Below are 23155 nucleotides of genomic sequence, written 5' to 3' on the forward strand. Positions count from 1 at the left end.
TCAAATCTCCATCTGTTTGCGCCAGTACTCGTACATGCCGCGGATCAAAGTTTCGGTCACCATGTGCTCGGTGTTTTCAACGTCGTAGCCACCCAACTCGGCCACCGCGCGGTGGTAGGGCTTTTGCTCGAAGCCCATTTGCGAGAACTCAATGACCTCGCCGTCGTCGGCCGATACGAAACCCGCGGGGCCGAACAAGTTGGCCTGCACCAGGCGACGCTGTGTCATTTCGGGCGTATCGTCTTCAAAACCAAAGTGCGTCCAGACAAAATCAAACGAACCCTCGTCGTTAGGTTGAATATGACGCGTTGAAACACTGTTGACCTGCTGCTGGAAGATCACGCTGGGGAAAATCGTCATCATGACGGCAGTAGGCTCGCCCCACCAGTCTTCGTGCACGATGTCGAGCAAACGTTTGTCTTGCACCTGCATGCTTTCTTTAAACGAAGTAACACCTTGCGTGACCTCGTTTTTTGCACCGGCATTACCGCGTGTGGAAATCATGGCAGCGTGACGGTGACGATCGTCCATGCGCAACGCCGACTTATTGTCGGCACGCCACAAGCCGTATGTAACGAACCAGGTATGCAACAACCCCGGGTGATAAGGGTCTTTGATGTTCTCTTGCATCAGCTTCCAGTTACCCGGAATACGCTGACGGTTGTAGCCCAGGATGTGCAGCTTGCGACCATTGAACAGGCGGTCGAAATACTTCAGGATCTCTGGGCCCAGGTAGTCCTCGAAGGACTCGACGTCGTGATCAAAAGAGGCAAAGACCACACCACCGCGGGTAGCCACCTTCAACTTGTTCAAATTGTGGTCTTTGGTCTTGAAGTCTTTCGGCATACCGCCCTGGACTTGACCGTCTTTTTTTACACCGCGCAAAAAGGGTACGCCCTGCAGGTCGCCTTTCAGGCTGTAGTTCCATTGGTGATAAGGGCAAACCAGTTCTTTGGCATTGCCGTTACGCTTGCGGCAAAACTGCATGCCCCGGTGCGCACAGACGTTTTCGATCACGTTAATACCGCCCTCGGCGTCACGCGTCATGATGACGGAACGTTCGCCAATAAGCGTACGCTTGAAGTCGCCCGGGTTGGGAACTTCGGCTTCAAGGCCTACATAACACCAGTGATTGTTATAAAACAAGCGCTCAAGCTCTTGTTTATAGATGTCTTTGTCGGTGTAGGCCCAAAACGGGATACGGCTACTGCCTTCACCTTCCCACTTGGGGTCACGAGGAAATACCTCTGGAATAGTACTCATCATCCTCTCCTTGCTAATCGGCGCCAGTTAGCTGGCGCTGGCGTAAAACGCGTCGGCATAAACATGCTCAGGGGCTACCCCTTTTCGCGTCACCAATAATGTTGCGGCATTCACCATGGGTGGCGAACCGCATAAATAAACCCGAAACCCTTCGAGTGACGACCAATCGGCGTCGACCACGTCAGTCACCAACCCAGTACGTTGACCTTGTGCGGCAGCCCCTACGGCGACCACCACACTGACTTTCAGGTTTGAATACCGCGCCTGCAACTGGGCCAGCACATCGGTGCAGTACGTATCTGTTTGCGAGCGAACCCCGAAATAGACGTGGATGGGATTGGTCATACCGCTTTCGAGGGCGCCACGCACGATGGACAACACAGGCGCCAATCCCGTACCACCCGCAATGCACAACATAGGGCCCTCGTGCTTGCGACGCAAATAGGCGGTGCCCAATGGCCCTGTAACGCGGACGGCATCGCCTGGTTTCAAGGCTTGATCGACATAGCCGCTGACCCGCCCATCGGGTACAACGCGGACGTGAAACTCGAGGAGATCATCGGTATGCAGACCAGCCATCGAATAAGGGCGGATATGGTCTGGCGTAAATTGAATTGAGACGTACTGGCCCGGCGAATATGCCAACGGCTTGGCCGGCTTTAACACGATACGTCGGATGTCGTGGGTGGCCTGTTCGATGGCAACGACCGTTGCCTTGATGATGCGAGCCGGGTGGTTGACCACCTCATCGGGCTCGGGGATTTCGATGGTGCAAGACTCGGTAATTGCACTCATACAGGCCAGGACATAGTCGTCGGCGTGTGGATTGGTGAGCGTTGCCTCGCGGCCCGACTCGAGGACCTGACCCTTAATTACTTTACAACGGCATGTGCCACAACGACCCGCCATACAACTGTATGAAATAGGGACCTCGGCGGCGCGCAAGGCTTCCAGAAGGTTAGCCCCTGAATCGACCGATAACGTCTGCCCCAGCGGCTGGATATGTAACTTCATGATTCGTCTGATAGTTTTTATAGGTTTGCACAGGGGATCGAGTATATAGAAGGAGGCCTCATTAACCTATAGAATGTGATGAATAAGGGCTATAAGTGATATGAATAATGGACTTGAAAGACATAGATCTAAACCTGCTGGTCGTTTTTAACTACCTGCTGACTGAAGGCAGCGTATCGGCTGCCGCCGAGAAAATGAGCCTTAGCCAACCCGCCGTCAGCAACGCGCTTCGACGCCTTCGCAGCCTGACCGGTGACGAACTGTTCATACGAACCTCGAAGGGCATGGAACCCACCCCCTATGCGGCGCAATTAGCCGAGCCCATTACTTATGCGCTTAGCACGCTGCACGACACCCTGAACCAACGCGCCTCGTTTGACCCCCTGGCCAGCCGTCGAAAGTTTGTCATTGCAATGACCGACCTGGGCGAAATTACGCTGTTGCCGCGCTTGATGGATTTGCTAAGCCACACAGCACCGGGCGTAACGATTAGCACAGTACGCAATACGCATGACAGCCTGAGCACCGAAATGGAAGCCGGGCATGTCGACCTGGCGATTGGGCTGTTGCCGCAGCTAAAAACCGGCTTTTTCCAGCAACGTCTGTTCATGCAACGCTACGTATGCCTGATGCGGGCCGAACACCCTTACGCAGGCACGGCAGTAAGCAGCAAACAATATTTCGACAGTGAGCATGTGCAAGTGGTTTCGGCCGGCACCGGTCACGCCAAGCTGGATGAAATCATCGATAGCTCGGAGAGCAAACGTACTGTCAAACTGCTGGTGCCGCACTTTGTCGCCGTGGGCCATATCCTTAGCAACACCAACCTTATCGCCACCGTACCCGAGCTTTACGCCCTGCACTACGCCAAACCCTTCAATCTGACCTACGTCGACCACCCCATCCCTTTGCCCAGAATCGGTATCAACCTGTTCTGGCATGCCAAGTTCCATAAAGAGCCAGGCAATCAGTGGATGCGCAAAATCATCTTCAATTTGTTCTCGGAAGCCGTTCAAGGCGCCCCCGAAGGGCGGGTGGCGCCGGAGACGCCCTAACGACGCGCCAGGGCTTCGGTAACGCTGTCGAGCTTCTCGACCAGCGCTTCGAGCGGCATTGCACCGTTGACCCGCGACCCGTCGGCAAAGAACAGGGCGGGGGTACCGCGAATCGTCATTTGTCGCCCAAGCGCCAAAATATCTTGCACAGGGGTTTCGCACTGGGCGTCGGGCGGAACAACGCCTTCAAGCATCCAGTCGCGCCAGGCTGCAACGCGGTCGGGGGCACACCAGATATTGCGCGACTTGTCGTGCGAGTCAGGCGACAAAATGGGGTATAGCAACGTGTACACCGTGATGTTGTCGACCTCGGCCAGGGTTTGATGCAAACGCTTGCAATAGCCACAATTGGGGTCCTCGAAGGCGACAAGCACGCGCTCGCCATTGCCTTTGACCTGCTTGATCGCCAGATGAAACGGTAGCTCGTCAAAAGGCACCTGACTTAAATCGGCCAGCCGTTTCGACGTCAGATCAACCCGCGATACGGCATCGATGAGCGAACCCTGCATTACGTATGACACATCGGCATCGCTGTACAGCAAATCCATGCCCACCTGGACTTCGAAAAGACCAGGGAAAGGAGTTTCTCGTACTGCGGTGATTTCGATCCCGGGGAAACGGGTTTCGAACCGGCCTTTAACATCGGCTACCCCGGCGCCAGGCACAGACTGCGCATGCGCGCCAAAAGACAGAACGCCCGACAAAACAAAACATACAGGCGCCAGGTAACGCCGAACAACAGACAACATATGAGCTCCAGAAATTGAACCGGGACGTAACCGCGAGCTAGCGCGATGCCCCTTGGATAAGCCGCCGCTTGACCCAGGGCAAGCGATCGACCAGTTGCATGCCCAGGTTACGTGCCATGACAACAGGCGGCGCCTGGACCGCAAACAGGCGGTGCAGGCCGTCGGTGACGGCGCGCATGGCCAGAACAGGTTCGGCCCGCGACCGCCGGTAACGCGACAACACGCGCAAATCGCCTGGCGAACGGTACGACTCTTTAGACACAAGCACGCGCAAGAGTTCCTGCACATCGCCCAACCCCAGGTTTAGCCCCTGACCGGCCAGCGGATGAACGCGATGTGCTGCGTCGCCCACAAGCGCAACGCCAGGAGCCACCATATCGCTATGCTCGCAAAACAGCGGAAACGCATGAACAGGGCTGCGGACGGAAACCGCCCCGAAACAGTCCCCGGCCAACCCCGTGAGACGCGACGCAAGCCACTCGGCCCTGGCCGGGGCGTCGAGCGCCATCAGGACGTCGGCCTGGTCTTGAGGCATAGACCACACCAAAGACACCTGATGCCCGTCGGCCGTATCGGGCATGGGCAAAAAGGCAATGATGCCGTCGGCGGTAAACCACTGAAATGCCGTGCCCTGATGGGGCCTTTGGGTATGCAAATGCGTGACTACGCCGGCATACCCATAGGGTTTGGAATGGTGGGCAATGCCCGCAGCACTGCGGACAACAGACTGCGCCCCCTCGGCGCCGATGACAAGCGCCGCAGGCAGGGACTTGCCCGAAGCCAGCGACACACCGCCTTGATCAAAGCCCTGAAAGCGATCATCGAGCCAATTCACGCGGAAAAGCTGAACTGCCTGGCGCAACACACGTTCGAGCTCATCAGATTCGATAATCCAGGCCAGTTCGTGATGCGCAGCCTGCCAAGCGTTCAAGCTTACCTGGCCACTGGCATCGCCATAAATTTGCATGGACTCCACCGGGGTAATCCGCTGCTGGTCGAGCATGTCCCAGACCCCCTGCTCGGCCAAAAACCGCTGACTAGCCGGAGACAAGGCATACACGCGCGGGCAATACACCCCGGGCGCCTTGGATGGCAAGGGCTGCTTCGGCGCGACAAGCACCGTATCGATGCCAGCCCGGGACAAGCCCAACGCCGCAGACAGGCCGACGATTCCGGCACCGCAGACAACAACCGGGTCGCTCATCGTGCTGAAGGCGCGCCGGCCTGCTTGGGCCACAGCACCCACATTTCGCCGGATTGCTTCATACGACCCGCGCGCGCGCCAGCCTCGTCACCAAAGCCCCAATAAAAATCCGTTCGGGCTGCGCCCTTGATAGCCGCGCCAGTATCTTGTGCAAACACCAGACGACGTAACGGCTGTTGCGAAGCCGGGTATGTTGTTGCCAGATAAACAAGGCTGCCCAGCGGAACGAAGGTCGGGTCAATGGCAACTGCGCGTTCGCCAATAAGCGGGATACCGTAAGCCCCCTTGGGCCCAAGCTCGGCGTCGGAGATGCGCTCTTCACGAAAGAACACCATAGCGGTATTGGCGTTGAGCATTTCTTGAATGCGGCCCGGGTTGCGCTTTGCCCAAGCTTTTATGTTTTGCATAGACGTTTGCGCCAGCGGCATTTCGCCCTGATCGGCCAGCCACCTGCCAATAGAGGCATAGGGGCGGCCGTTATGGTCGGCATAGGCTAAACGAATGGTTTCACCATTGGGCAGCAGGGCACGGCCCGAGCCCTGGATTTGCAGGAAAAACGCTTCGACCGGGTCATTGGCCCATACGATGACAGGCGGCTGCTTTTCGGCGCTGGCTATCTGGGCGCGGGTATCGTAGGGCACCACCCGCTTGCCCTCGAGTTTGCCGCGCACCCGTTTGCCGGCCAGTTCGGGGTAAACCGAGCCCAGGTCAATGGTAAGCAGGTCGTCGGGTGCGGCATACAGCGGCCATTGATAATCGCCACCCCGCGTGCGCGACGCCCTGATCAAAGGCTCGTAGTAACCCGTCACGGTATTGCGCGCCAGCTTCCCGTCACCATCAAGCAGACGCCAGGGCTGTAAATAGGTTTGCAAAAATTCGCGCACCCATTGTGCGCCTGGCTGGCTGTTTTCGGGCACACCGGCACGCTCGACCTGCAAGCACACTGGCTGCCAGGCACGGGGTGCGGCGCGCGCCGGCAAAGCCAGCGAACCAGAGACCGGCCGCATCAGGCCTTTACAGTTGTTGACCAGCCCCTTCCAGACCGCGGCAAGATCATCCTCGCTCCAGCCAGGCAAGGCCCCCCACCCCACGGCCTGAAACTTGCCGGACAGCGGCCGAACGGCGGTTTCGCGCAGAACGGATAAGTCAGGCACCCGCAGCGGGCGCTCGGCGATATCGGGGGCAGGCTCGGCGCCTGGCGCTGAAACAGGCGCTTCGGGCGGGACACTGGTACAGGCCGCCAGCAGAACCAGCAGCAAGGGAAGAAGACGTTTTTTCATGAGTCGGCAGAAAGCAAAGACACAAGCCCGGTACAATTTCAATGCAAGGTGCGCGGCATCGCCAGCACAAATTCGGGGATTTCAGCCTCGAAGGGAATCCCATTATCGCCGACACAATGATAGGCGCCTTTCATGGTGCCGAACGGCGTTGGCAAGGGGCACCCGCTGGTGTATTCGAAGGTTTCGCCCGGCGCCAGCAGCGGCTGCTGGCCCACAACGCCCAGGCCTCTGACCTCTTGCACGTTTTGCCGGCCATCGGTAATTACCCAATGGCGGCTGATAACCTGTGCGGCATGTTCGCCATTATTGGTGATGCGCACGGTGTAGGCAAACACAAAGTGCTGTTTGTCCGGGTCAGACTGTTCGGGAAGGTACTGCGGAGTTACGGTAATGCTCAGGTCGTAAGGCTTCATAAAGATTCCAATGGCACTCACCTGCAATAATGTCATGTATAAACCGGAAGATGTCCGGCCCACCCACAGGTTCACTGATTATGTCTACATCTAACACCCGAATTGCACCCAGCCTGTTGTCGGCTGACTTTGCCCGCCTGGGCGAAGAAGTGCGCAATGTTATCGACGCCGGCGCCGACTGGATTCATTTTGACGTCATGGACAACCATTATGTTCCCAACCTGACCATCGGGCCGATGGTTTGCGAAGCGATACGCCCGCACACCAAGGCCCTCATCGACGTACACCTGATGGTTGAACCGGTGGACGACATTATCCCGCAATTTGCAAAAGCAGGCGCCGACGTTATTACGTTTCACCCCGAAGCCTCACGGCACCCCGACCGCACCTTGTCGCTGATCCGCGACCATGGTTGCAAGGCCGGCCTGGTCTTCAACCCGGCCACCCCGCTGCAATGGATGGATTACGTCATGGACAAGCTGGATATTGTGCTGCTGATGTCGGTCAACCCCGGTTTTGGCGGGCAAAGCTTTATCCCGAACACACTGCTCAAGCTTAAACAGGCCCGCGAGAAAATCGATGACTGGCAGCGCGACGGCGGCCAGGCCATTTTGCTGGAAGTCGACGGCGGCGTGAAAGTCAACAATATCGCCGAGATCCGTGCTGCCGGCGCCGATACATTTGTTGCCGGCTCGGCCATTTTTGGTCAGCCCGACTACCGGAAGGTTATTGACGACATGCGGCGCGAAATCGCACGGGGCGAGCAGCAAGCATCATGACATACACAGCTGTACTTCTTGACCTTGACGGCACCCTCGTCAACTCCATACCTGACCTGGCCGACGCCACCAACGCCATGCGTACCGAAATGGGTTTACCGCCCCTGCCGCTCGACGTTATTGCCACCTATGTCGGCAAAGGCGCCGAAAACCTGGTCAGGCGCGCGCTGTCATCAGGCTTCGAAGCCCCCCTGACAGAAGAGACCGTCGCGCAGGGCCTGGCTTTGTTCAAACAGCATTATCACGTCGTCAACGGCACCAAGTCGGCGGTTTACGAAGGTGTGGTCGACGGTTTGACGCAGTTGCGCGACGCCGGCGTTGCCATGGCGGTAGTGACAAACAAACCGGCCGAATTCACCCACCCGCTTTTGCAGGCCTGCGGGTTAAGCGGCTTTTTTGAGCACGTTGTGTGCGGCGACACCTGCACCGAAAAAAAGCCGCACCCCATGCCGCTATTACACGCCTGCAAACTGCTGGACGTCGACCCCGGGCAGGCCATTTTAATCGGCGACTCGGCCAACGACGCGCTGGCCGCACAAGCGGCCGGCATGTCGGTATTTGCCGTCCCCTACGGTTACAACGAAGGGCAAGACGTGCAAAACCTGAAAGTCGATGGTATAGTTGCCTCGATTGACGTCGCGGCGGCCCGCATTACCGGCAGCGCGGCAAACGTCTTTACCGAATAATTTCAGCTAAATTTCATGACCTTTACCGCTATCCGCATCACAACACCCGGCGCCTATTGGCGCTGGTGGCGTTCGTGTTCCGGGTAACGGTCAATCGTCTCCTGGTACAAAAACCTGCTGTTTTTGTACCACCAGCCAACTGAATCCAGCCCGGAACGCTCTGCGTAGCCGGGCTTTTTCGTTAAGGGTCCCGGCGCGTGCAAACCTAACCACCGAGACCTTTTATGACCGAAATAGAATTCAATGCACTGGCCGCCCAAGGCTTTAATCGTATTCCGCTGATTGCGGAAACCTACGCCGATCTGGACACCCCGTTAAGCATTTACCTGAAGCTGGCCTACAACTCGCCTGATGGCGGGCGTAACAGCTGCCTGCTTGAGTCGGTCGTGGGCGGGGAACGCTTTGGACGCTACTCTTTCATTGGCCTGCCGGCAAAAACCGTCATCCGCGCCAGCGGAAACACCACCGAAGTGCTGCACCAGGGCAAGGTGGTAGAAACCCACGAGGGCGACCCGCTGACGTTCATCGAGCAATATCAGGCGCGATTCAAAGTCGCTTTGCGCCCAGGCATGCCGCGTTTTGCAGGCGGGCTGGCCGGCTACTTTGGCTACGACACCGTTCGCAACATCGAGGCCAAGCTTGGGCCAGCGGTCAAACCTTTCCCGGCCGGCCAAGGCAAGGGGACGCCCGACCTGATGCTGCTGCACATTGACGAACTGGTCATTGTTGACAACCTGGCGGGCAAGACCTACCTGCTGGTATATGCAGACACCAGCCAGCCCGAAAGCTACGTGCAAGCCAAACGCCGCCTGAAAACATTGCGCGAGAAGCTGCGCACGCCTGTCACGATCCCGTATGCCTACGCCAGCCTGCAAACCGACTGCCACCGCAGCTTTGCCAAAGAAGACTACTTGCAGGCGGTACTGCGCGCCAAAGAATACATTGCTGCCGGCGACGTCATGCAAGTGCAAATTGGCCAGGTCATCACCAAGCCCTTCCGCGACTCACCGCTGTCGCTCTACCGCGCCCTGCGTTCACTCAACCCGTCGCCCTACATGTACTACTGGGATTTCGACAGTTTCCATGTGGTGGGTTCGTCGCCGGAAATTCTGGTGCGACAGGAAAGCGTGACCGAAGACCATAAAACGCGCTCGGTCGTCACCATTCGCCCGCTGGCGGGCACGCGCCGTCGCGGCGCAACCCCGCAAGAAGACCAACAACTGGCCGAAGAGCTGCAAGCCGACCCGAAAGAGCGGGCCGAACACATGATGCTGATTGATCTGGCCCGCAACGACGTTGGTCGTATCGCAGAAACGGGCAGTGTCAAAGTGACCGAAACCATGACGATTGAACGCTACTCGCATGTTCAACATCTGGTGTCGAACGTCAGCGGCACGCTGAAGCCCGGGCAAAGCAATATGGATGTCTTGCGCGCGACATTCCCGGCCGGCACCCTGACGGGCGCGCCCAAGGTACGGGCCATGGAAATCATCGACGAACTTGAGCCCGTGCGCCGCGGCGTATACGGCGGCGCCGCCGGCTACCTGAGCTACAGCGGCGAAATGGATGTCGCCATTGCAATTCGTACCGGCGTCATCAAGGACGGCATGCTTTATGTTCAGGCCGCCGCCGGCATTGTGGCCGACTCCGACCCGGAAAAAGAATGGCAAGAAACGGAAGCCAAGGCGCGTGCCGTCATTCGCGCCGCCGAAAAAGTCCAGTTTGGTCTGGACGAACCCGTTTAAATGCAACCGGAGACAACCATGTTGCTGATGCTTGATAACTACGATTCGTTTACCTACAACCTGGTACATTATTTTGGCGAGTTGGGCGAAGACGTGGTGGTGCTGCGTAACGACCAAGCCACCCTGGACGACATTGACGCCCTCAACCCAGACCGGATCTGCATTTCACCCGGGCCGTGCTCGCCCGCAGAAGCCGGCATTTCAGTGCCTTTAATACAGCACTTTGCCGGCCGCAAGCCCATTCTGGGCGTCTGCCTGGGACACCAGGCGATTGGCGCAGCTTTTGGCGGAAACATCGTGCGCGCCAAAACACTTATGCACGGCAAAACCTCGGCCATTACGCACGACGACGCGGGCGTTTTTGCCGGCTTGCCCTCGCCTTTTACCGTCACGCGGTATCACTCTTTAGCCATTGAGCGCAGCAGCTTGCCCGACACCCTGGTCATAACAGCCGAAACCGAAGACGGCGAGATTATGGGCGTTCGTCATAAAACCTTGCCTATCGAGGGCGTACAGTTTCATCCCGAATCTATTTTGAGCGAGTACGGTCACGACCTGCTTCGCCGATTTCTTACAATGTAAAAAAACAGGACCACCAAAAATGAAAAATATTTCTATCCAGGAAGCGCTGACCCGCTGCATTGAGCACCGCGAAATTTTCCACGACGAAATGCTGCACCTGATGCGCATGCTGATGCGCGGCGAGATGTCGCCGCAAATTGCCGCGGCCCTCATCATGGGGTTGCGCGTCAAAAAAGAAACTATTGGCGAGATTACCGCAGCGGCACAAGTCATGCGCGAGTTTGCACTTAAAGTAGAAACGCCCGACCCCGACGACCTGCTCGACATGGCAGGGACAGGCGGTGACGGCAGCAACACCTTCAATATTTCTACCGCCGCAATGTTTGTTGCCGCTGCAGCCGGGGTCAAAATTGCCAAGCACGGGGGCCGAAGCGCCTCTTCGTCGTCAGGCAGTGCCGACGTTGTCGAAGCCCTGGGTGTCAATATCGCCCTGAACCCCGAGCAAATTTCAGAATGTATTGCCGAGACCGGTATTGGCTTTATGTTTGCTCCCGCCCACCATGGCGCCATGAAAAATGTCGCGCCCATTCGTAAAGAGCTGGGCGTCAAAACCATTTTCAATATTCTGGGGCCGCTCACGAACCCGGCCGGCGCCGGCAATCAGCTCATGGGCGTATTCCACCAAGACCTGGTCGGTATCCAGGTCCGCGTCCTTGAACGCCTTGGGTCAAAACATGTTCTGGTTATCCATGGCAAAGACGGCATGGACGAGGCCTCTTTAGGCGCCCCCACCCTTATCGGCGAGCTTAAAGACGGCGAAATCAACGAATACGAGATTCACCCCGAAGACTTTGGCATTACCATGACGTCGAATCGCTCGATCAAAGTTAATAGCCGGGACGAGTCTGCGGCAATGATTAAAGAAGCGCTGGGCAACGTAGAAGGCGCCGCGCGTGATATCGTCGGTTTCAATGCTGGGCTGGCGATTTATGCCGGCAACGGTGCCGCCACCATCAAAGACGCTGTAAAACTGTCTTTCGAACTCATTGCCAGCGGTGCCGCCCTCGACAAACTGAATCAATTCAGCGCATTTACACGGAAATTCCAGTCATGAGTGACATCCTTCAAAAAATAATTGATACCAAAAAAACTGAAGTCGCTACCGCCCGCCAAATGCGCAGCGAAGCTGACGTGCTGCGCGAAGCCGAAAGTCGCAAGGATGTGCGCGGCTTTTTAAGTGCTATGGAAAGCAAAATCCAGCAAGGCAAACCCGCGGTAATTGCAGAAATCAAGAAGGCATCACCCTCTAAAGGCGTGATCCGCGAAAACTTCAACCCTGCCGAAATCGCAGCCTCGTACGCAGCACATGGCGCAGCCTGTTTGTCGGTGCTGACCGATGTGCAGTTCTTTCAGGGGTCTTACGATTATCTGCGCCAAGCCCGGGCTGCGTGCTCGTTGCCGGTGCTGCGCAAAGACTTCATGATCGACCCCTATCAGGTCGCCCATGCTCGCGCGATCGGGGCCGATTGCATTTTGCTGATTGTTGCAGCGCTAAGCCCGTCGCAACTTAACGAAATGGAAGCGCTGGCGATGTCACTGGGTATGGACGTCCTGGTCGAAGTGCACGACCGCGACGAACTTGAGGTGGCCCTGCAGATGAAGACACGCCTGCTGGGCATCAACAACCGCAACCTGCGTACCTTCGAGGTGTCATTGCAAAACACCATCGACATGCTGCCCCTGATCCCTGCAGAAAAACTCGTGGTGACCGAAAGCGCCATTTTGTCGCGAGAAGATGTCGACCTCATGCGCTCGCATCACGTCAACGCGTTTCTCGTCGGCGAACGCTTCATGCGCGCCGAAGACCCCGGCCTGGCTTTGAAAGCGCTGTTTTTCTGATGAGCGCCAGTCAACAATGCGCCCTGTGTACCCGCAACCCGCTGGTAGAAATATGGAGCGACGACCGACTGCGGGTGATTGATGCACAAGAGCCCGACTTTCCGGGCTTTACACGCGTGGTCTGGCATGCCCATGTCACCGAAATGACAGACCTGACCCACGACGAGCGCGAACATTTAATGTCGGTGGTGTGGGTGGTTGAAAGTGTGCTGCGCAACGAGCTCAGCCCGGTGAAGGTGAACGTGGCACAGCTGGGTAACCAGGTGCCCCACCTGCACTGGCACATCATCCCGCGCTGGCGGCTCGACAGCCGGTTTCCTGACGCCATCTGGGCCCCAGCCCGCGAACGCACCCCTGAACAAAACCTGGCCTGGGACGTGTTTCAGGAACAACAACTGAACCTGATGGCCGACTACCATCACGCCTTGCGCAACGCACTGGCACAATTGCCCGCGTATCGCCCTGCATCAACGTAATGTCGGCCCCCTACCTCGACAACCGGTACACGGGCCCGCTATCGCCGCACATTGCCGGGCTGCCGGCGGCCTGGCGCAGCGTGTTGGCGCAAGCCGACGTTGCCGCTGCATTGGCGGGCCTGGACACCTATTTAAACGAACGCCTGGCGGCCAACACAGCGATATTTCCTGCGCAGCCGTTCAGGGCATTGCAAGGGCTTACTCCGGACGATGTGCAGGTGGTTATTTTGGGGCAAGACCCTTACCACGGCCCCGGGCAGGCGCATGGCCTGGCCTTCAGTGTGCCCGAGCAATGCCCCTGCCCACCCAGCTTACGTAATATTTTTACCGAACTGCAGCTTGAGTTTCCCGACCGCCTGACACTTCAGTCGCACGACCTGAGCCGATGGGCGCAACAAGGTGTGCTGTTACTGAACACTGTCTTGACGGTAGCGTCGGGCAAGCCGGCATCGCATGCCCGACGAGGGTGGGAAACCGTTACCGATGCGCTGATCAGCCGCGTAGCGCAGGGCACGCAACCCAAAGTGTTTATGTTGTGGGGCAACCATGCCCAGCAAAAACGCAGCCTGATCCCCGATAACCCACACAACCTGGTGCTTTGCGCCAACCACCCGTCGCCGCTGTCGGCGCGCCGCCCACCCGTACCGTTTATAGGGTGTGGGCATTTCGCCACGACCAACGCATGGCTGGCCGAACACGGCCAAACGCCCATTAACTGGTAACCAACGGCCTACCTGATGCACCGTTTAATGCCATGACAAACCCGTGTGTCGTTGCACAACATGACGATTGCGTTACAAATTAGTACTTTCCCTAATGTTGCTCAGCGGTCTATACTCCGGGCACTGCATTAAAACGCGTCGACATTTTTATACAACCCACGGGTTGTGTGCCAGCAGTTGACTGATTCGTCAGCACCCATGTCGGACGCCATCGCTCCCTGACCCCCAAGCCTTTCCCGTTGCGGTTTGCCTTGCAAACCCGCTGCACTCCAGGTTGATTGGTCGGCACGATGCTTTCAATCAACCGGCCAATGGGTCATTTTGAACCCAGGCCAGTGTATGCCGTAAACAACGGCAAAGGAATACGCATGTCTTTTGAGAACCTGGGTCTCGTCCCTACCCTATTGTCTGCCGTCAGCAAAGCCGGTTTTACCACCCCTACGTCGGTGCAAGCCGCCGCTGTGCCCAAAGCCCTCGAAGGCCACGACCTGATGGTGTCGGCACAAACCGGTAGCGGTAAAACCGCCGCGTTCATGCTGCCCGCCCTGAACCGCATTGCGCAAATGCCCGCCAACGCCGGCACAGGCGTTCAGGTACTGGTCTTGACCCCTACCCGCGAACTGGCCATGCAAGTGGCCGACGCCACCAAAATTTACGGCGCCCACATTAAAGATCTGCGCACAGCTGTCGTTGTGGGCGGCATGCCTTACGGCGCCCAGCTTAAAGCCTTGTCGCGTCGCGTCGATGTCCTGGTTGCCACGCCGGGTCGCCTGATCGATCACCTTCAGGCACGCCGCGTCAATTTGTCGACCGTACACACATTGGTGCTCGACGAAGCCGACCGCATGCTGGACATGGGCTTTATTGAAGACATTGAAACCATTGTGGCCAGCACACCAGCCGATCGCCAGACGTTGTTGTTCTCGGCGACGCTGGACGGCTCAATTGCCCGCCTGGCCGGCAAAATGATGCGCGAGCCGCTTCGTATCGAAGTGTCGGGCCACAAAGAAAAGCACAGCAACATTACGCAAAGCCTGCTTTATGCAGACGACAACAACCACAAACTGCGTTTGCTCGACCACCTGCTGCGCGACGCCAACCTTGACCAAGCCATTGTATTTACGGCAACCAAACGCGGCGCCGATGACCTGGCCATCCGTCTGTCTGATCAGGGCTTCCAGGCCGGCGCCTTGCATGGCGACATGAACCAGCGCCAGCGCACACGCACGCTGGGCCTGCTGCAAAAACGCAAACTGCGTATTCTGGTCGCCACCGACGTCGCTGCCCGTGGTATCGACGTTCAGGGCATCAGCCACGCCATCAACTACGACTTGCCCATGCAGCCCGAAGATTACACGCACCGTATTGGTCGTACGGGCCGTGCCGGCAACAATGGTTTGGCTTTTACGCTGGCTACCCATGCCGAACGTCACAAAATCCGTCGTATCGAGCACTTCATTGGTCAGCCTATCCCTTCAGATGTCATTGAAGGTCTGGAACCCAAGAAGACTGTGCGCCCCACCTACACCGATCGCAAGCCCGGCGGCAAAAAGCCTTACGGCGCACGCGGCGGTTTTGGCGGCGGCAAGCCCGGCTACGGTAAACCCGAGGGCCGCTACGGCGACAAGCCTTCGTATGGCAAGCCCGAAGGCCGTTTCGGTGACAAACCTGCCTACGAACGTTCAGAAGGCCGCTTTGGCGACAAGCCCTCGTTTGGCAAGCCAGAAGGCCGATTCTCCGACAAACCTTCGTTCGGCAAGCCTGAAGGTCGTTTTGGCGACAAGCCTGCTTTCGGTAAACCCGAAGGGCGCTACGGCGACAAGCCGTCGTATGGCAAACCCGAAGGCCGTTTCGGCGACAAGCCTTCGTTCGGCAAGCCCGAAGGTCGTGCTGCGTACAGCAAACCCGAAGGCCGCTTTGGCGACAAGCCGGCTTTTGAAGGCCGCGCCCCGGCGTATCGCGACCAGGATGCCGGCGCGCACCGTGGCCACTTTGGCGGCTCGAAGCGCCACGACGGCCCAGCCGCAGCAACTGATCGCCCTGCCCGCCCCCGCCCCAGCTTCAAAAAGCCTGCGGGTGCCAAGACAGGCGCAACCAGCCGTCCTTCGCGCTTTGCATAAAACAGAATAGTGCGGGGAACACCCCCGCGCCGTCTGCAACAAGACGCCCTGCAACCCTGGTTTTAGCCAGAATTGCAGGGCGTCTTGTTATTGCAGCACCGGACAGCGTGCCGTGACGGTTTCTTGCAAAAGCTGCGCCAGCAAGGCAGTGGCGGGGCCGATACGATCGGGGTGCCCGTAGATAAGAAACAAGGCCCCAAAGCGGCGCTGGTAGGGCCCCAGAGCCAACGGCACCAGCACCCCGGCGTCGATATCGGGCTGCACAATGTGGGTGGGCAACCAGGCAAAGGCCAGGCCACCCACTACCATGGCCCGCGACGCCGGAAAGCCGCTTACTGTCCACCGATGCGAAGACCCCAGCCAGCCTTCGTTTCGCGGCTGCTTCATGCCCGAATCGCGCACCACCACATGCAAATGACTTTTCAGGTCGTGCTCGGTCAGCATCCGCCCCAACTGATGCAAGGGGTGGTCAAAGCGGGCCACCGCTACAAACTCGATGTCGCATAGCTTCTGTCCCAGCCGACCGACAGGCACATGCGCCGAAATCGCAATATCGGCCTGTTGTTCCATTACGGCGTCTTCGGCACCCGACAAAACGACTTCGGTGAGCTGAACGCGGGTTGCCGGCGCACGGCCATTGAACTGGTGCATGGTTTCGACCAATGCTTGCGTGGGAAATGCCGCATCCACCACCAGCTTGAGCGTGGTCTCCCACCCTTCACCGATGCGCTGCGCAAGAGTTTCGATGCCGTTGGCTTCTGACAGCAAGCTTTGCGCGTATTCGAGCAATACCCTGCCTGCCTCGGTGAGTTCGGCCTTACGCCCCTGAACTTCAAGCAGCACAACACCCAGCTGTTCTTGCAGCTTCCCCACCAGATAACTGACCGATGACTGACTGCGATGAAGCCGTTCGGCCGCCTGCGCATAGCCGCCATATTCGACCACCGCCTGAAAGGCCCGCCATTGCTCTAGCGTTGTTTTCATCCACCCGCCTTTATATCTAAAAATTCGATTATTTTTATCGTAATTTAGCGATTTTTTATCTACTCATTTGACCATAAAATGGCCATAACGTCACTCAACGACACAAGCCCGGAGGCCGAAATGATCGAAATTCGCAAAGCTGAAGACCGCGGCCACGCCAACCACGGCTGGCTCAACAGCCACCACACATTCTCGTTCGCCAACTACTACGACCCCGATCAAATGGGCTGGAGCGCACTGCGTGTCATCAACGACGACACCGTCGCGCCTGCTCAGGGCTTTGGCGCGCACGGCCATCGCAACATGGAAATTTTTTCGTACGTGCTTGAAGGCGCTTTGGCTCACAAAGACTCTTTGGGATCGGGTTCGGTTTTACGTCCTGGCGACGTTCAACTGATGAGCGCTGGCACGGGTATTCGGCATAGCGAATTCAATGGCTCGCAAGAGGCGCCCACTCATTTTCTGCAAATCTGGATCACGCCAAATGAAACAGAAACTGCGCCAGGCTACCAGGAACGCTTTTTTACAGAAGATGAAAAGCGTGGGCAGCTTCGCTTGTTGGTCTCGCCAGCGGGTGAAGACGACGCTTTGAAAATACGTCAGGACGCACGCATTTATGCGGCCTTGCTTGACGACAACGACGCCATAACGAAGCCTATCGACCCTGCGCGGCACGGTTACGTGCATGTCGCCAAAGGTAAGGTCACGCTAAACGGCCATGCCTTGAAAGCTGGCGACGGCGCCCGGATTTTGGGCGAATCGACGCTAACTCTGGCTAACGGGGACGATGCCGAAGTCCTGGTCTTTGACCTTCCTTGAACACCAAACCGCATGGCCTGACCTTGCTACCGCAACAACATCAACCCCAGTTTCTTTATAAGGAAATTTCACATGTCTAAAGTATTGGTGCTGTACTACTCGGCCTATGGCCATATTGAAACCCTGGCAAACGCCGTCGCCGAAGGCGCTCGGACGGTTGCCGGCACTCAGGTCGACGTCAAACGCGTACCCGAGCTGGTGCCCGAAGACGTAGCACGCAACAACCACTTTAAGGTGGACCAGGTCGCGCCCGTCGCCTCGCCGGCCGAACTGGCGGACTATGACGCCATTATTTTCGGCACGCCGACCCGTTTCGGCATGATGTCCTCGCAGATGAAAAACTTCCTGGATCAGACCGGCGGCCTGTGGGCACAAGGCAAGCTGATCGGAAAAGTTGGCAGCGTGTTCACATCGACCGCCACTCAACATGGCGGCCAAGAGGCCACACTGCTATCCTTCCATACCGTGCTTTTGCATCACGGCATGGCAGTAGTTGGCCTGCCCTACTCATTCCAAGGCCAAACCCTCAATGACCAGGTCAATGGCGGCACACCCTATGGGGCGTCTACAATTGCCAACGGCGACGGCAGCCGCCAGCCCAGCACGGTTGAGCTTGACGGCGCCCGCTTCCAGGGCCGCCACGTGGCCGAAATGGCTCTGGCGCAAAAGCTGGGTCGTGAAGCGATGCAAAGTGCCGCCGAATCGGCCTGATCGACCTGCCGATTTTACGCGTACGGTTTACGCGTAAAATCGGGCCCTATGAAGCAACTGGCCACCAAACCCGTTTTCCTGTCGCTGCTGCTGGCAATCATTCTTTGGTTCATTCTCGACAACTTCGTTGTCGCAGCGGCCATCGGCTTGCTCGCGGGTTTTCTGGTCTCTATGCTGTACTCGTTGCACGTGTTAAAGCGGCAAGGGCCGCCCACGGGCGCTGCCGTACCCAACAACACAACCCCCGCGCCCTTACCTCCCGTGCCAACACAATCAAAAGCACAAACACCAACGCCCCAATCCTCGATGTCGTCAGCGCTTCCCGAACCAGACCCCATTGCCGCAGAGCACAGCGCGGCCCTGCACCGGCACCTCGAAGCGCAAATCAAGTCGGCGTCTAACGCATTTTTACCTTTTGACCAATGGATGCAGTTGGCGCTCTATGCCCCCGGGCTGGGCTATTACGCTGCAGGCGCTGAAAAATTTGGCAGCAGCCAACCGGTAGGCGACTTCACCACTGCGCCCGAGCTTACGCCGTTATTCGGCCAGACGCTGGCGCGACAAGTCGCCCAGGTATTGCAGCAAACAAACACAACGCATGTGCTTGAATTCGGCGCTGGGTCAGGTGCGCTGGCGGCATCGATCATCCCCGCATTGCAACAGTTGGGCATACAGCCCACCTACACCATCATCGAGGTCTCGGCCGACCTGAAAGCGCGACAGCAAGCTCGCCTTGCCAACACGGGCGCCAACGTAGTCTGGCTAAGCCAGCTCCCCGAGGCGTTCGAGGGTTGCGTTATTGCCAACGAAGTCATGGACGCCATGCCGGTCACCCTGTTTCAGTGGGACGATGACGGGAAGCTGCAGGAAATGGGCGTCACGTATACCAACGGCTTCTGCTGGGCCTCGCGGGCGGCATCACCCCGCTTGCAGAAGCTGGTAGGCAGCCGCATGCCGGCGTTGCCGGGTTACCGCTCTGAAGTCAACGTGCAGGCAGAGGCTTGGGTAGCCGGGATGGGCGACTGGCTGCATAAAGGGGCCGCGCTGCTCATTGACTACGGTTTCCCTCGGCACGAGTACTACCACCCGCAACGGGCGGAGGGCACGCTGATGTGCCATTACCGGCATCAGGCACATGCCAACCCGTTTTTATACCCGGGCCTGCAAGACATCACCGCCCACGTCGACTTTACCGCCATGGCCGACGCAGCGCTGGAAGGCGGGCTTGACGTCCTGGGTTATACCTCGCAGGCCCGCTTCCTGATCAATGCCGGGTTGCCCGCGCTAATTGCCGACATCGACCCGGCCGACCCGGTGGCGCACGCACGCCAAATGGGGCCTGTACAAAAGTTGCTGTCGGAAGCCGAGATGGGCGAACTGTTCAAGGTGCTGGCGATTGGTAAAGACATCGACGGCCCCCTGCTTGGCTTTATGCAAGGCGACCGTCGCGACCGGCTCTGACTTGCCGGCCGAGAATACCGCATCGCCTTGACATCGGCCTCTGTGGCTAAACCAGCAACGCTTCAAGGGCCGCCAAACGCGCCGCCCGCACCGCCGTTTTGATTTCTGCAGGCCGGCCGGCACAAGACCGCGCGACCGCACCGGCGTCAACGTCGTGCACCTTGGCCAGACACGCCTGCCACTGCGTTATTGACATCGCAGACTGCGCTTCTTGACAAGTACAGGCCGCTGCCTGCAACAACGCTTGGAAACGATCGGGTTTGCGCAAACCATCGGCCTGCTCGATCAGGGTCAACACACTTTCTGGCGACGCCCTGTCAGCCCTTGACGGCAAGCCAGCGTCATTCTGGCCAGTACCACACTGCCACGCAACGACGCATGGCAACAAGCGGCAAAAATCAGCCACCTCGACAGGTGCACGCATATGCCTGGCCAATGACTCAGGCGAAGGACTTTGCAGCACGGCCAGCGCAAACCGGGCCGGTAAAGGCAACCCATTTGACGCCGCGCACACCAGCCTGCCCGCCAGATTGCCGTCAAAGACAAAACCCGGCATAACGCGCGGCAAGGCGCCGGTATCACGCAAGACTTCGAACATACGCGCAGGGTGCGCGCTCATCAGCCCCTTGGTCACCTCGCGCCATACCCGCTCGGGAACCAGGGCGTCGACCTCTCCGTCGGCCACCAGACGCTGCGCCAGGACCTGGGTTTCGGAGGCTATTGAAAAGTCGGTAAAACGCGCTGCAAAACGCGCCAACCGCAACAGGCGGACGGGGTCTTCGACAAAGGCATCACCGACATGGCGCAGCACACGGGCCTGGATGTCGGCCAGGCCGTTGAGCGGATCGACCAGTTGGCCTTGGGGCGTTTGCGCAATGGCATTAACGGTGAGGTCGCGCCGACGCAGATCGTCGGCCAGCGAGACATCGGCCCCGGTATAAAACGTAAACCCCTGATAACCCCGCCCCGACTTTCTTTCAGTGCGTGCAAGCGCGTACTCTTCTTTGGTGACCGGATGCAGAAAGACAGGAAAATCGCCACCGACGGGCACAAACCCTCGTGCCGACATGGCTTCGGGGGTTGCACCCACGACTACCCAGTCGCGGTCTCCGGCCGGCAACCCCAGCAAGGCGTCACGTACCGCACCCCCAACAATGTACACCTGCAACCCGTCGGTAACCGGATCGGGCTCGGCGACCGGCAACGGTAAAAGCCCGGTCATTAAGGCAGGCCTGTACCCCGGCGCGGCTGAGGGCTGATGACACCCAGGCGCGCCTTGAGCGATTGCGGCTTACCGCTGAAAAGCATGTCGTAATACACCGCATTGGATAGCACATGCTTGACATAGAGCCGCGTCTCGGTGAACGGGATAGTCTCGGCAAATATCGCCCCTTCGACCGGCCCACGCAACTTGGCGCGCCACTGAATGGAACGCCCAGGACCCGCGTTGTAGCCCGCCGTTGCAAGTACTTGCGAACCGCCCAGGTCTTCGAGCACCATGCGCAAATACTGTGTACCCAACACCGTATTGACTTCGAAATCGTTGACCGACGATGGTTTGAAATCGGTCATGCCGATTTTCTTGGCCACCCAGCGCGCCGTCGCCGGCATCAGTTGCATCAGGCCGGACGCCCCCACCCGAGACCGGGCATCGGTAATAAACCGCGACTCTTGACGGATAAGGCCATAAACCCAGGCCGGATCGAGGTTGATTTCGCGGGCTTTCTGACTGACGCGCCCCTCGAATGGCGCGACAAAGCGTTGCGAAAAGTCGGCTACTTCGGTGGTTTGCAGCGACGTATTGACGACCCGGTCAAAAATTTGCTCTTCGCGCGCCAATTCGGCTGCCGCCAGCAACTGACGGTCAGTCATGCCGCGAAGGGTGAAGTTCCATTCGGGCACAGCCTCGGCCCGCCACCCCAGATCGAAAAGCTTGATGGCTCGCTGCAGCCCGGGGTTTGCCTGTGCCTGAGCGAACTCGTCGGGGGTTACCGGGGCCGGCTTGGGCGGCATGGCAATAGGCATGCCGAGCTCTTCGTGGGCCAACTGCCCATAAAACCCGTAGTCGCCCAGGATGGACTGATATAACTTGGTTGCTGCCTGCTCATTTCCTACAGCCGCCAACGAACGGGCATACCAATACACCCATACCGGCTCGGCCTGCTGGCGCGCCGTCATTTTGCGAATAGCGTTGCCTACCTGCTTCCAGTCGACAGGTACCTGCCGAAGCTCGGAACGCACCTCCCAGGCATGGTTGTAATCGCTTTTAGGAATATTGCCCGACTGGCGGTACCAATTGACGGCTTCGGGCTCGACATTAAGCGCCGACACCAACCCAAATTGCCCCCACACCCATTGCAGGTCGGCCTTTGAAATAACGTTGGCCCAACGCTGCTGGACATACGCCGTTTCGGCATCGCGATCGCCACGGGCCAGGCGAGACAAGGCCAACGTAACCAGCTCGAAATCTTCGCGCGTGCGCGGCGCTGACTGCGTTGACAGCCACTGCTTGGGGTTTTTCATGAGCGCGGCATACGACTTCATTTGCACCGCATTGAACATCAGTGCAGCCAGCCGTTGCGCATCGCCCGTTTTGTTGGTTTCGAGCGTATCGCGCAGCATGGGCTGCAAGTGCTTCCAGATAACGACGTTGCTGTCGACAAGCTGATCGAGCATCATCCAGCATGTACTGACCGGTCGGAAGGTATCGACAGCCACCTGGGCGTTAACCGGCTGACCGGACATATGGCGGGACAGCAATACTGCGCAATCGACCAGCGTACTGCTGGCGACCACCGGGCCCAGTGCCAGGGCCTGGCGATAGTCTCCGGTGCGCGTTGCAGCGACGACCCAATCAGCCCGAATACGATCGGCCAGATAAGCATCTTTATTGGTGGCCATGAAGCGCTCAAGACGCTCGGTGGGCACGGGCGATGTTGGATCTTGCAATTGCCGGCGCAACAACCAGTATTCGGCATAAGACCCCAGCAAGGGGTCTTGGCTTGCCACCGGCGCCAGGGCCTCGAGGCGCCCCCATTGCTTGCTTTGCATGGCGTCGCGCGCATCGATGACCGCTTGCAGCGGGGCGTCGGTTTGCGCGGTGATGCGAATGACTTCGACTGGCGCGGAAGACTGGGCTTGTGCCGGGAAAGACGTCACGCTTGCAACGGCTATCAGCCCGCCAAGGGCAACACCGGCACGACGAAACAATTTCTGATACCGTTGGGACTGCTTGAACACCATCTTGAACAAC

Annotated in this window: 22 protein-coding genes; 13 read left to right on the forward strand and 9 right to left on the reverse strand. The window is 58.3% G+C overall.

Annotated elements, in window-relative coordinates; all coding sequences use genetic code 11:
- The gene (locus tag GTU67_RS02780; protein ID WP_013397091.1) at positions 1-1263 is read right to left on the reverse strand and encodes a Rieske 2Fe-2S domain-containing protein; all 1263 of its coding nucleotides are present in this window, start codon (positions 1261-1263) and stop codon (positions 1-3) included.
- A 27-nt stretch (positions 1264-1290) separates the two neighbouring features.
- Entirely contained in the window at positions 1291-2277 is a 987-nt protein-coding gene (locus tag GTU67_RS02785) for a 2Fe-2S iron-sulfur cluster-binding protein (protein WP_185778660.1), read from the reverse strand.
- 107 nt (positions 2278-2384) lie between these two features.
- Between GTU67_RS02785 and GTU67_RS02790 the strand changes: the two genes are divergently transcribed.
- The gene (locus GTU67_RS02790) at positions 2385-3332 is read left to right on the forward strand and encodes a LysR family transcriptional regulator (RefSeq protein ID WP_185778661.1); all 948 of its coding nucleotides are present in this window, start codon (positions 2385-2387) and stop codon (positions 3330-3332) included.
- Here the strand turns inward: GTU67_RS02790 and GTU67_RS02795 are convergent.
- From GTU67_RS02795 to apaG, 4 genes are read right to left on the reverse strand one after another with little or no spacing between them, the layout of a single operon-like run.
- The gene (locus GTU67_RS02795) at positions 3329-4081 is read right to left on the reverse strand and encodes a DsbC family protein (protein ID WP_185778662.1); all 753 of its coding nucleotides are present in this window, start codon (positions 4079-4081) and stop codon (positions 3329-3331) included. The genes GTU67_RS02790 and GTU67_RS02795 overlap by 4 nt on opposite strands.
- Before the next feature lie 37 nt (positions 4082-4118).
- Positions 4119-5285, reverse strand: coding sequence for an FAD-dependent monooxygenase (locus GTU67_RS02800; RefSeq protein WP_185779014.1), 1167 nt, complete (start codon positions 5283-5285; stop codon positions 4119-4121).
- Positions 5282-6565 (reverse strand): murein transglycosylase A, encoded by a 1284-nt coding sequence (gene mltA, locus GTU67_RS02805; protein WP_185778663.1) that lies wholly within the window; start codon positions 6563-6565, stop codon positions 5282-5284. The genes GTU67_RS02800 and mltA overlap by 4 nt, the downstream gene beginning before the upstream one ends.
- A gap of 38 nt (positions 6566-6603) precedes the next feature.
- Positions 6604-6978, reverse strand: coding sequence for a Co2+/Mg2+ efflux protein ApaG (apaG, locus tag GTU67_RS02810; protein ID WP_093971021.1), 375 nt, complete (start codon positions 6976-6978; stop codon positions 6604-6606).
- Positions 6979-7058: 80 nt separating this feature from the next.
- Here apaG and rpe point away from each other — a divergent pair, with 80 nt between their 5' ends.
- From rpe to GTU67_RS02855, 9 genes are all read left to right on the forward strand, one after another.
- The gene (rpe, locus tag GTU67_RS02815; protein WP_185778664.1) at positions 7059-7757 is read left to right on the forward strand and encodes a ribulose-phosphate 3-epimerase; all 699 of its coding nucleotides are present in this window, start codon (positions 7059-7061) and stop codon (positions 7755-7757) included.
- Positions 7751-8443 (forward strand): phosphoglycolate phosphatase, encoded by a 693-nt coding sequence (locus GTU67_RS02820; RefSeq protein ID WP_185779015.1) that lies wholly within the window; start codon positions 7751-7753, stop codon positions 8441-8443. Before rpe ends, GTU67_RS02820 begins: the two co-directional genes overlap by 7 nt.
- A 224-nt stretch (positions 8444-8667) precedes the next feature.
- The gene (gene trpE, locus GTU67_RS02825) at positions 8668-10188 is read left to right on the forward strand and encodes an anthranilate synthase component I (RefSeq protein WP_185778665.1); all 1521 of its coding nucleotides are present in this window, start codon (positions 8668-8670) and stop codon (positions 10186-10188) included.
- Positions 10189-10206: 18 nt separating this feature from the next.
- Positions 10207-10770 carry an anthranilate synthase component II gene (locus tag GTU67_RS02830; protein ID WP_185778666.1) on the forward strand — a complete coding sequence of 188 codons (564 nt, stop codon included), beginning with the start codon at positions 10207-10209 and terminating at the stop codon, positions 10768-10770.
- 19 nt (positions 10771-10789) lie between these two features.
- Positions 10790-11824, forward strand: a complete 1035-nt coding sequence (gene trpD, locus GTU67_RS02835) for an anthranilate phosphoribosyltransferase (protein WP_185778667.1) — start codon at positions 10790-10792, stop codon at positions 11822-11824.
- Positions 11821-12609: an indole-3-glycerol phosphate synthase TrpC gene (trpC, locus tag GTU67_RS02840; RefSeq protein ID WP_185778668.1), complete on the forward strand. Its 789-nt coding sequence runs from the start codon at positions 11821-11823 to the stop codon at positions 12607-12609. Before trpD ends, trpC begins: the two co-directional genes overlap by 4 nt.
- Positions 12609-13085 carry an HIT family protein gene (locus GTU67_RS02845; RefSeq protein WP_185778669.1) on the forward strand — a complete coding sequence of 159 codons (477 nt, stop codon included), beginning with the start codon at positions 12609-12611 and terminating at the stop codon, positions 13083-13085. Before trpC ends, GTU67_RS02845 begins: the two co-directional genes overlap by 1 nt.
- On the forward strand, positions 13085-13807 hold the full coding sequence (locus GTU67_RS02850) for a uracil-DNA glycosylase (RefSeq protein ID WP_185778670.1): 723 nt from the start codon (positions 13085-13087) through the stop codon (positions 13805-13807). The genes GTU67_RS02845 and GTU67_RS02850 overlap by 1 nt, the downstream gene beginning before the upstream one ends.
- A 368-nt stretch (positions 13808-14175) precedes the next feature.
- Positions 14176-15927 carry a DEAD/DEAH box helicase gene (locus GTU67_RS02855; RefSeq protein ID WP_185778671.1) on the forward strand — a complete coding sequence of 584 codons (1752 nt, stop codon included), beginning with the start codon at positions 14176-14178 and terminating at the stop codon, positions 15925-15927.
- Between the two features lie 87 nt (positions 15928-16014).
- On the opposite strand, the gene GTU67_RS02860 is transcribed toward GTU67_RS02855, so the two are convergent.
- Positions 16015-16911, reverse strand: a complete 897-nt coding sequence (locus GTU67_RS02860) for a LysR family transcriptional regulator (protein WP_185778672.1) — start codon at positions 16909-16911, stop codon at positions 16015-16017.
- Between the two features lie 120 nt (positions 16912-17031).
- Between GTU67_RS02860 and GTU67_RS02865 the strand changes: the two genes are divergently transcribed.
- The 3 genes from GTU67_RS02865 to GTU67_RS02875 all read left to right on the forward strand — a co-directional run bounded on the left by GTU67_RS02865 (position 17032) and on the right by GTU67_RS02875 (position 19902).
- On the forward strand, positions 17032-17730 hold the full coding sequence (locus GTU67_RS02865; RefSeq protein ID WP_185778673.1) for a pirin family protein: 699 nt from the start codon (positions 17032-17034) through the stop codon (positions 17728-17730).
- A gap of 72 nt (positions 17731-17802) precedes the next feature.
- Positions 17803-18441: an NAD(P)H:quinone oxidoreductase gene (gene wrbA / locus GTU67_RS02870; protein WP_185778674.1), complete on the forward strand. Its 639-nt coding sequence runs from the start codon at positions 17803-17805 to the stop codon at positions 18439-18441.
- 306 nt (positions 18442-18747) lie between these two features.
- Entirely contained in the window at positions 18748-19902 is a 1155-nt protein-coding gene (locus GTU67_RS02875; protein ID WP_185779016.1) for a class I SAM-dependent methyltransferase, read from the forward strand.
- Between the two features lie 46 nt (positions 19903-19948).
- Here the strand turns inward: GTU67_RS02875 and GTU67_RS02880 are convergent, their stop codons facing one another.
- Both GTU67_RS02880 and GTU67_RS02885 read right to left on the reverse strand, forming a co-directional pair.
- A complete protein-coding gene (locus GTU67_RS02880) occupies positions 19949-21124 on the reverse strand; it encodes a tRNA nucleotidyltransferase/poly(A) polymerase-related protein (RefSeq protein WP_283245237.1) in 1176 nt (391 codons plus the stop codon).
- Complete coding sequence (locus GTU67_RS02885) at positions 21124-23145, reverse strand: lytic transglycosylase domain-containing protein (protein ID WP_185778675.1); 2022 nt, start codon at positions 23143-23145, stop codon at positions 21124-21126. The genes GTU67_RS02880 and GTU67_RS02885 overlap by 1 nt, the downstream gene beginning before the upstream one ends.
- Between the last annotated feature and the right edge of the window lie 10 nt (positions 23146-23155).

Origin of the sequence: Pusillimonas minor (genome assembly GCF_014237865.1) — a bacterium.
GTDB lineage: Bacteria > Pseudomonadota > Gammaproteobacteria > Burkholderiales > Burkholderiaceae_B > Neopusillimonas > Neopusillimonas minor.

What these genes read in the sequence shown, in the direction of transcription:
- rpe (WP_185778664.1), top strand. Translation starts at nt 7,059, where the DNA reads ATGTCTACATCTAACACCCGAATTGCACCCAGCCTGTTGTCGGCTGAC.
- trpD (WP_185778667.1), top strand. Translation starts at nt 10,790, where the DNA reads ATGAAAAATATTTCTATCCAGGAAGCGCTGACCCGCTGCATTGAGCAC.
- GTU67_RS02795 (WP_185778662.1), bottom strand. Translation starts at nt 4,081, where the DNA reads ATGTTGTCTGTTGTTCGGCGTTACCTGGCGCCTGTATGTTTTGTTTTG.
- apaG (WP_093971021.1), bottom strand. Translation starts at nt 6,978, where the DNA reads ATGAAGCCTTACGACCTGAGCATTACCGTAACTCCGCAGTACCTTCCC.
- GTU67_RS02855 (WP_185778671.1), top strand. Translation starts at nt 14,176, where the DNA reads ATGTCTTTTGAGAACCTGGGTCTCGTCCCTACCCTATTGTCTGCCGTC.
- GTU67_RS02865 (WP_185778673.1), top strand. Translation starts at nt 17,032, where the DNA reads ATGATCGAAATTCGCAAAGCTGAAGACCGCGGCCACGCCAACCACGGC.
- mltA (WP_185778663.1), bottom strand. Translation starts at nt 6,565, where the DNA reads ATGAAAAAACGTCTTCTTCCCTTGCTGCTGGTTCTGCTGGCGGCCTGT.
- trpE (WP_185778665.1), top strand. Translation starts at nt 8,668, where the DNA reads ATGACCGAAATAGAATTCAATGCACTGGCCGCCCAAGGCTTTAATCGT.
- GTU67_RS02780 (WP_013397091.1), bottom strand. Translation starts at nt 1,263, where the DNA reads ATGAGTACTATTCCAGAGGTATTTCCTCGTGACCCCAAGTGGGAAGGT.
- GTU67_RS02880 (WP_283245237.1), bottom strand. Translation starts at nt 21,124, where the DNA reads ATGACCGGGCTTTTACCGTTGCCGGTCGCCGAGCCCGATCCGGTTACC.
- GTU67_RS02845 (WP_185778669.1), top strand. Translation starts at nt 12,609, where the DNA reads ATGAGCGCCAGTCAACAATGCGCCCTGTGTACCCGCAACCCGCTGGTA.
- GTU67_RS02885 (WP_185778675.1), bottom strand. Translation starts at nt 23,145, where the DNA reads ATGGTGTTCAAGCAGTCCCAACGGTATCAGAAATTGTTTCGTCGTGCC.
- GTU67_RS02800 (WP_185779014.1), bottom strand. Translation starts at nt 5,285, where the DNA reads ATGAGCGACCCGGTTGTTGTCTGCGGTGCCGGAATCGTCGGCCTGTCT.
- GTU67_RS02875 (WP_185779016.1), top strand. Translation starts at nt 18,748, where the DNA reads ATGTCGTCAGCGCTTCCCGAACCAGACCCCATTGCCGCAGAGCACAGC.
- GTU67_RS02785 (WP_185778660.1), bottom strand. Translation starts at nt 2,277, where the DNA reads ATGAAGTTACATATCCAGCCGCTGGGGCAGACGTTATCGGTCGATTCA.
- GTU67_RS02850 (WP_185778670.1), top strand. Translation starts at nt 13,085, where the DNA reads ATGTCGGCCCCCTACCTCGACAACCGGTACACGGGCCCGCTATCGCCG.
- wrbA (WP_185778674.1), top strand. Translation starts at nt 17,803, where the DNA reads ATGTCTAAAGTATTGGTGCTGTACTACTCGGCCTATGGCCATATTGAA.
- GTU67_RS02830 (WP_185778666.1), top strand. Translation starts at nt 10,207, where the DNA reads ATGTTGCTGATGCTTGATAACTACGATTCGTTTACCTACAACCTGGTA.
- trpC (WP_185778668.1), top strand. Translation starts at nt 11,821, where the DNA reads ATGAGTGACATCCTTCAAAAAATAATTGATACCAAAAAAACTGAAGTC.
- GTU67_RS02860 (WP_185778672.1), bottom strand. Translation starts at nt 16,911, where the DNA reads ATGAAAACAACGCTAGAGCAATGGCGGGCCTTTCAGGCGGTGGTCGAA.
- GTU67_RS02790 (WP_185778661.1), top strand. Translation starts at nt 2,385, where the DNA reads ATGGACTTGAAAGACATAGATCTAAACCTGCTGGTCGTTTTTAACTAC.